Source organism: Aetokthonos hydrillicola CCALA 1050 (genome assembly GCF_017591665.1).
GTDB lineage: Bacteria > Cyanobacteriota > Cyanobacteriia > Cyanobacteriales > Nostocaceae > Aetokthonos > Aetokthonos hydrillicola.
The window spans coordinates 1-7509 of sequence record NZ_JAAKGC010000169.1 but is presented as its reverse complement, the minus strand read 5'-3'; the positions used below and the strand labels follow the sequence as shown (position 1 = coordinate 7509).

7 protein-coding genes and 2 pseudogenes are annotated in these 7509 nt (G+C 41.9%); 6 read left to right on the top strand and 3 right to left on the bottom strand.

Translation table 11 applies throughout. From position 1 onward, the window contains the following. Positions 1 to 518: pseudogene (locus tag G4P69_RS34430) on the top strand (sulfonate ABC transporter substrate-binding protein); the annotation flags it as partial. A 156-nt stretch (positions 519 to 674) separates the two neighbouring features. On the opposite strand, the gene G4P69_RS34425 reads toward G4P69_RS34430, so the two are convergent. Further along, positions 675 to 1340: a class I SAM-dependent methyltransferase gene (locus G4P69_RS34425; protein ID WP_208354414.1), complete on the bottom strand. Its 666-nt coding sequence runs from the start codon at positions 1338 to 1340 to the stop codon at positions 675 to 677. A gap of 194 nt (positions 1341 to 1534) precedes the next feature. Here G4P69_RS34425 and G4P69_RS34420 point away from each other — a divergent pair, with 194 nt between their 5' ends. The 5 genes and pseudogenes from G4P69_RS34420 (at position 1535) to G4P69_RS34400 (ending at position 5523) form a co-directional block, all read left to right on the top strand. Continuing rightward, entirely contained in the window at positions 1535 to 1879 is a 345-nt protein-coding gene (locus G4P69_RS34420; RefSeq protein ID WP_243903137.1) for a histidine phosphatase family protein, read from the top strand. Positions 1880 to 2318: 439 nt separating this feature from the next. Further along, positions 2319 to 3263 (top strand): oligosaccharide flippase family protein, encoded by a 945-nt coding sequence (locus tag G4P69_RS34415; RefSeq protein WP_208354412.1) that lies wholly within the window; start codon positions 2319 to 2321, stop codon positions 3261 to 3263. Further along, positions 3233 to 3631: pseudogene (locus tag G4P69_RS34410) on the top strand (substrate-binding domain-containing protein); the annotation flags it as partial. The gene G4P69_RS34415 and the pseudogene G4P69_RS34410, both read left to right, overlap by 31 nt. 46 nt (positions 3632 to 3677) lie before the next feature. After that, a complete protein-coding gene (locus tag G4P69_RS34405) occupies positions 3678 to 5309 on the top strand; it encodes a SulP family inorganic anion transporter (protein ID WP_208354402.1) in 1632 nt (543 codons plus the stop codon). Further along, on the top strand, positions 5194 to 5523 hold the full coding sequence (locus G4P69_RS34400) for an STAS domain-containing protein (protein ID WP_208344704.1): 330 nt from the start codon (positions 5194 to 5196) through the stop codon (positions 5521 to 5523). The genes G4P69_RS34405 and G4P69_RS34400 overlap by 116 nt, the downstream gene beginning before the upstream one ends. An 82-nt stretch (positions 5524 to 5605) precedes the next feature. Here the strand turns inward: G4P69_RS34400 and G4P69_RS34395 are convergent, their stop codons facing one another. Continuing rightward, positions 5606 to 6562, bottom strand: a complete 957-nt coding sequence (locus tag G4P69_RS34395) for an aldo/keto reductase (RefSeq protein WP_208344705.1) — start codon at positions 6560 to 6562, stop codon at positions 5606 to 5608. A gap of 163 nt (positions 6563 to 6725) precedes the next feature. Next, positions 6726 to 7509 (bottom strand): HAD-IIB family hydrolase (locus G4P69_RS34390; protein WP_208354401.1); only part of this gene is annotated, 784 nt, incomplete at its 5' end.

Here is a 7509-nt window from a genome sequence, read left to right as displayed (position 1 = left end):
AATACAGTGATATTCAACCTATCAGTATATCCAACGTAGACGCTGCTAGCGCATTTTTCCAAGGTAAAATTCCTGTCTGGGTTGGTTATGATCCGTTTCTAGCTATTGGTGAAAGAGATAAAAAAGTTCAGATATTGCGAGATTCTCAAGGTTTGGATCTTCCTGGTGGCTATTATATCGGCGCTCGTAAATTTGCAGAGGCAAATTTAGATCTGTTAAAAATTGTCATTGAAGAAATTCAAAAGATAAGTAAGTGGGCGGATGAAAATCCCAAAGAGACAGCAAAGCTACTTATACCTGAAACAAAACTAGATTTAGACATACAGGAAAAGGTTAATAGCCGCTCATCTTTTCAACTCAGTCAAATAGATTCTGAGCGCATCAAGTCACAACAGCGAGTCATTGATTACTTCTACAAAGAAGGTTTGTTGCCTAAGCCTCTGGATCTTGAGAAAGTATTACTGACTCGTGAACAGTATGCTGCAATTACTCCAGAATCTATTATTAGCCGGAAATGACATTTTATCGGGTACGGTATCGGGTGTTAAATAGTTCTATCTCCCCTTCTCCCAAGGTTGGGAGAAGGGGTTAGGGGGATGAGGGCTATCAAAGTTTTTGCTTCCTTTGGAATCCTCCCTCTAGATTTATTCCACACAGACAACCAAAGCCCTGTTTTATCCTCGCTTAAGTGCTAATGTCAATCCATCACCGATAGGAACTAAGGAAAGCGTTACCCGTTCATCTTGATGTAATTTTTTGTTTAGATTCCGAATAATTTGAGTGTTTTGATCTTGAACTTGCGGATCAGCCACTCGCCCCGACCATAAAACATTATCAATCGCAATCAACCCACCAGGACGTACTAGTTGCAGAGCACGCTCATAATATGCATCATAATTTTCTTTATCAGCATCGATGAACGCAAAATCAAATGTCTCAGCTTGGTTTGATGCTAGCAAGTCATCTAGAGTTTCTAATGCTGGTGCTAATCGCAAATCAATTTTATGAGCAACACCTGCTTGTTGCCAATAACGCCGGGCAATGGCAGTAAATTCTTCACTCACATCAGCAGCAATAATCTTACCATCATCAGGTAAAGCCAAGGCTACAGAAAGGGAGCTATAACCCGTAAAAACCCCTAATTCTAGAGTTTTCTTTGCTCCAAGTAACTGCACCAAAAGACCGAGCAACTGCCCTTGTTCTGGAGAAATTTGCATTCTACCTTGAGGCAAATTGGCTGTTTCATCTCGTAACTTCTGAAGAAGTGCATTCTCCCGTATAGAAACAGATAACAGGTAATTGTAGAGTTGGTTATCAAGATTAATAGTTTGTTTTGACATTTTGCGTTGTTAGTAGTTATTAGTTAACAATTGTTTTGTTGTTTCGCTTTTCCCAGATTCTTCACTGCAATTGACAGCTAAGGTTATTTCGTTGCTTTACAGAACGTACTGTATCGTGATAAAAAACCCTCAAGCGACAGTACTCTTATCCGAAGGTGTAGACGGTACGACTACCGCCAACCACTGGGACGTTTTTGTGGAAAATTACTGTAATTTTATCAGTTATTAGTACAATTAATGATTATCAGTTACTAGCACAATTAATGAAATCTGAACTAGCCCACAGCACTGATAAAGTTTTGTATGTGGTCAGGCAGTGTCAATCATCAGGACAACAACCTGATGCCCCACTTACACACGAGGGTAAGTTACAAGCCGCTTTACTCTCAGACTTTTTTTCGGGGGTTCCGCTACTATTGAAACATTTCAATGAACACATAGGCTTTACTGAGTGGCAGGGATTGACAAATCCAGACATATATAAAGTAGTGCCTGGAAAGGAGCATGTAGAAGTCAAGCGCGTATGGGAGCAATTTTGAGCGCTAATTTCATCACGGGCGCTGACGTGTTCAAAGCGAGACGGATAGTTTCGCCTGATATGAGCCACCAACTATTTCAAATACCATGATTAGTAAATACGCTAAATGGATAATTTTAGTGTATTCTTTATATTAGCGATATTAATCAATTCCTACCTCGCCTGATAAAAAACTCTAAACTAAGTACCCTCGTAAGGAGCCGTAGCTTTTACAGCTAACAAATATTTAGGTTGGAAAAAAGTATGATACATGTTTCAAACACAAGCAGGCTCTTTTGATGCAATTAATGAATAGAATTACTTGTTTAAAGCCTTGAGGATGCAGCCTGAGGTTGTTAAATCCACATGGGCTATGGGAGATATTTTATTCTAACTCTTTGCAATTCTTAAACTGTGGCAGTGGTGGAGTTCAACAATATTTAAGTTCTGGATTGAAAACTATGACTAACTCTGCCGTTTCTCAAGCTCAAGGAAACACTCAGATAGTAACGTTAGCAAAAGATACCGCGATCGCTCTGATTATCCAAGCGAGTGGTCTTGCACTGGTATATCTGCTTCAAATATCCCTAGCCCAATGGATGGGGAAGACCGAGTATGGGATTTATGAATATATCATGTCCTGGTCGTTATTGTTAGCGATTCTTGCTGGACTAGGTTTGCCGCGTACGATTCTGCGTTTAATTCCACAATACCGGGTGAAAAATGACTGGGGACGTTTGCACGGGATCTTTCGCGGTAGTTGGGTTCTAACAGTGCTTGCTAGTTGCTTGCTGGCTTGCATTGCAGCTTTCGCGCTCACAGTTATTAACGATTACCATCCCTTTGTCTATGCTGTACCACTTATATACGGGATGGGGTTGGTGCTATTACAGGCTTTAGCAACGTTGCAGCAAGAAAGTGCTAGGGCTATGGAGGATATTCCGCTAGCTTTTATACCATCCCAAATTATATTGCCAGTGTTAATCCTGTGTAGCGGATTTCTACTATGGCATCGGAACGGCGTGCTTACAAGCTTACGGATGATTGACGTTGCCACGGTAATGTTTCTGGTAGTCCTTGGTTTCCAGTTTGCATTGTTATGGCAGAAGATAAATCGCAACTTCGTATCAGCTACTCCAGTTTATGCGTACAAAGAGTGGTTAGCAGTCGCGCTGGTTCTGTTAATCCAGCAAGCATCATCGCAACTTTTGAGTCAAACCGATACGGTGATGATAGGGTCTTTTATGGGTCCAGAGTCCACGGGTGTTTATAATGCAGCGGTCAAGACTTCTGTGTGGACTAGTTTCGTCTTAAGTCATTCTATCAACACACTGTCGTACTTGATGCTGGCGCACGCGCTTCAGCAACAAACTTTGCTATTGAAAAAATCGGTGATGTACACCTAACTTGGGAAAACGAAGCGATTAGGGAAGTAGCCGAAGCAAAAGGTGAACTTGAAATTGTTTATCCACCCGCTAGCATTTTGGCTCAACCGTATGTGGCTTGGGTTGATACGAATATCACTCATCACAAAACTGAGGCTGACGCTAAAGCTTATTTGCAATTTCTTTTTACTGATCAAGCACAAGAGACAATTGCAAAATTTGGCTATCGTCCGATTAACCCAAATATTTTGCTTAAATATCGTGCTCAGTTTCCTCAGATTCAACTCTTCCCGATCACGCTTATAGCGAAGGACTGGGACGATGCTAAACAGAAATTTTTCGCTGACAACGGCATCATCGATCTGGTCTATAAACCAAAAGCGAAGTAAAGCGCTATCCGAGCATGACATAATAATTTCTCATTCGTAATTAACAATGTATTTTTTAAAAAACTATTTTAACTATAGCTGGGACGAAGGTCGAGCAGATTTGATCGCTGCCTTGACTGTAGCTGCGATCGCCTTGCCACAAGGTATAGCTTATGCACTTATCGCCGGGGTAGATCCACGCTTTGGTCTGTATTCAGCGATTTTTGTCACAGCCATTGCTTCCATCTTCGGCTCGTCTTCTCATCTGGTGAATGGTCCGACTAGTGCTATATCACTTGTTGTTTTTAGTACGTTGGCTTTCATTGAACCCGATGCCCGACTCGACGCCTATGAAGCAATGTTTTTGCTGGGTATCATAGTCGGTACACTCCAAATTCTGATCGCGGTTTTCAAGTTAGGAGACTTAACTCGCTACATATCCGAGTCAGTGATTCTCGGCTTTATGACTGGCGCGGCTATTTTGTTGGCGGTTGGTCAAATCGCCAATTCACTGGGCATCCGTGACAAGGGAACAGCTCATCAACAGATATTCTATCGTCTGTGGTTGACGCTGACTCAAGGAAACCCCAACTATAAAGCTCTTACCATCACAATTTTGACGGTTGTGCTTGCTTTAGTTTTGCGAAAACTAGTGCGTAAGTACAGGCTCCCACAAATGGATATGCTCGTTGTTCTGGTGTTTATGTCTATCCTTGGCTATTTATTAGGGTGGTCTGTACACGGTATCGGCGGCAAAACAGCAATTGCGGTAGCGGGATCTGTGCCTGCAAGTTTACCCTTGCCCCATATCCCTGAGATCAAGTTTGCCTGGATACCAGCAATGTCAAGCGGTGCATTAGCTATTGCTTTCCTGGGTTTGCTTGAAGCACTAGCGATCGCTAAATCTATTGCTAACCAAACAGGTCAATTGCTTGATTACAATCGTCAATGCATGGCTGAAGGGCTTGCAAATCTGGGTGGTGGTTTCTTGCAATGCTTGCCTGGATCTGGCTCTTTGACTCGCTCAGCGATCAATTACCAAGCTGGCGCAAAGACTAGATTTTCAGGCGTTTTGACAGCCATAATCGTTGCTGTGGCACTGTTAGCGTTGGCTCCATTGACGAAATACATTCCAAAAGCTGCACTTGCTGGGTTGCTGATCCTTACTGCTGCTCGATTGATTGACCTCAAGCGGTTGCGCTATACCTTTCAGGCTTCAAGTTTTGATGCAATTCTGGTTGTGATCACGACATTGACAGCACTTTTCGTTGGCATTGAGTATTCAATTTTAACAGGTGTCGCCTTGTCAATTCTCTTGTTTGTGCCGCGTGCAGCTAAACTCAAAGGGGCTGAGCTCGTTGTTAGCAGCGAAGGAATTGTGCGTGAACGACTGAGTTTTGATCCACCTTGCACCTCGATCATCCTGTTTGATCTTGAAGGTGAGATATTCTTTGGTGCAGCACCAGAGCTTGATCGCTATCTCGACCAGCTAAAAAAACGTGCGATCGGCGCTTCACAAGAGCGGAGAGGCTTCGCCAACGCCGCAGCGCTTCGCTATCTCGTCAGGAATTCATTATATTGTCTTGCGCCTAAAGCGCGTACGCAACCCAGATATCGTTTGTATAGAGCGGCTAGAACACTTCCTGCGCGATGCCAAGAAGCTTGGTATTATGGTGTTCCTTGCTGGAGTCCGTCCTGACTTATTTCGGTCTTTTAGCAATGTTGGTTTTGAAAAGTGGTTTCCACCAGACCACATTTTCCTAGAAAAAGAGGACGATGATACGGATTCAGCCACCCTTAAAGCTGTCCGCTACGCCTACACTCTGTTGGGTGACGACGCCAATACTTGTGAACATTGTGCATCCATTGAAGATAACGATCCTCGCAAAGCATCTCTTTATTATTTAATTTAGCAGAAGAGCTTTCCGCAGACGCTAAGGCGGTGTTGATGGGACTAGTCATATTGTATGGCTAGTCCCATAAGCCGATTTTCAATCAACTACTCGTCGAACTCGCTTTGTCTAAAATCTCAAGAGACTGTGGGTCAAGTTTAAGATCAATAGCCTTAATAATTTCGTTAAGCTGCTGAATATTTGTGGCACTGACAATCGGAGCAGTAACGCTTTTACGTGCAATAAGCCATGCTAGAGATACTTGAGTAGGAGTTGAATTGTAAGTTTTAGCAACTTGGTCAATCGCCTCCAAAATTCTCAAGCCACGCTCATTTAAATATTTCTTGACAAAACTTCCACGGGCACTATTGGAGAGATCTTTTTCTGAACGATATTTTCCAGATAGAAAACCACTAGCAAGAGAGAAATAGCTAATGACACCAATTTCCTGGTTTAGAGAGAGTGGTTCGAGATCACGTTCATAATCAGCGCGATCGCACAAATTGTAGAGAGGCTGAAGACTTTCGTAGCGGGGATACCCATGCTGTTGACTGATTTGTAATGCCTGTGACAAACGGGTCGCACTGTAATTAGAAGCACCAATCACACGCACTTTTCCTTGACGGATTAACTCTCCATAAGTTTCGAGAGTTTCTTCAAGCGGGACAGTTTCATCATCTAGATGTGATTGATAAAGATCGATGTAATCTGTTTGCAGTCTCTGTAGAGAGTTTTCGATAGCTTGCAGAATATGCTTCCGCGACAAACCTTTGCCCTGAGAACCCATATCACTGCCTACTTTGGTTGCAATCACCACCTTATCACGGTTGCCACCGTGTTGCAGCCATTTTCCTAGGATCGTCTCGGATTCTCCACCCTGATTACCACTAACCCATTTGGAATAAACATCAGCAGTATCAATAAAATTTCCTCCAGCCTCTACAAAGGCATTTAGAATTTTAAATGAAGTTGCCTCATCTATTGTCCAACCAAAGACATTACCACCGAAACATAAAGGTGAGACTTCTAGTTCTGAACGTCCAAGTTTGCGTTTATCCATTATCTTTCTCTTGTTAAACTTAAGGCAGAAACCAGATGCTGTGAGCTTCCGTTAAAAAAATTGCTAATTTTCAAATAGTTTTGTCAATTTTAACCCTAATAGACTGTTTGTTATTTCCATCTGCACAAAGGTATATCTAACTTTTTCGGTTAAGTATTTAAACTCAGTATTTATTCAACCAATGCCGAGATATGTATTTGACTACGCTATCTTCTTTGTTAGAACCAATTACCGCTGTTGCGTAATGCTTGAGTGATGGATCTGCGTTAGAAACGGCGATCGCGTGATTAGCGATTTTGAACATTTTAATATCATTAATTTGATCCCCAAAGACAACAATTTCACTTTCCTCTAGTCCATAATTCTCTAGCAGAGTCCGAATAGCTTGGTCTTTGGTAGCTTTGGAGTCATGAATTGTTAACCAGTACCACCCTAGAGAGTATTGGTTCTGGATTAAATGTGTCTCTACGCTAGTTCCATATCCTTGAATAATGGCATCTTGAAGTTCGAGCAGTTGCTGTGCCTTACCAATAACTGTCAAACAAACGACTTGATCACGAAAAGAATGCGTCAAATCTTCAATTGATCGCCATCTTCGGTCTTTTTTTGTCAAGCAATCGTTAAGATACCAACGCATACCATCGTTAATTATATCTTTATAAGATACACAGTCTTCTGTACCATTAAAACTAGATACAAACGGAACAAAACCGAATTCAATAATAAGCTTATAGATAGTTTCAACTATCTCAGGACAAATAGAATTAATGATTTCATGTCTGCCAGACTCAAAATCAGAAATAAAAGCACCATTAAATTCGATAACTGGGAGATTAAGATTCAACCCGCTGAGAATAGCTTGCATAGAAACAACGCTACGAGCGCTAGCTACAGTGAACTGTAGTCCTTGCGCTAAGAGTTTATTAAGGACTTTCTTGCTGAAGGAA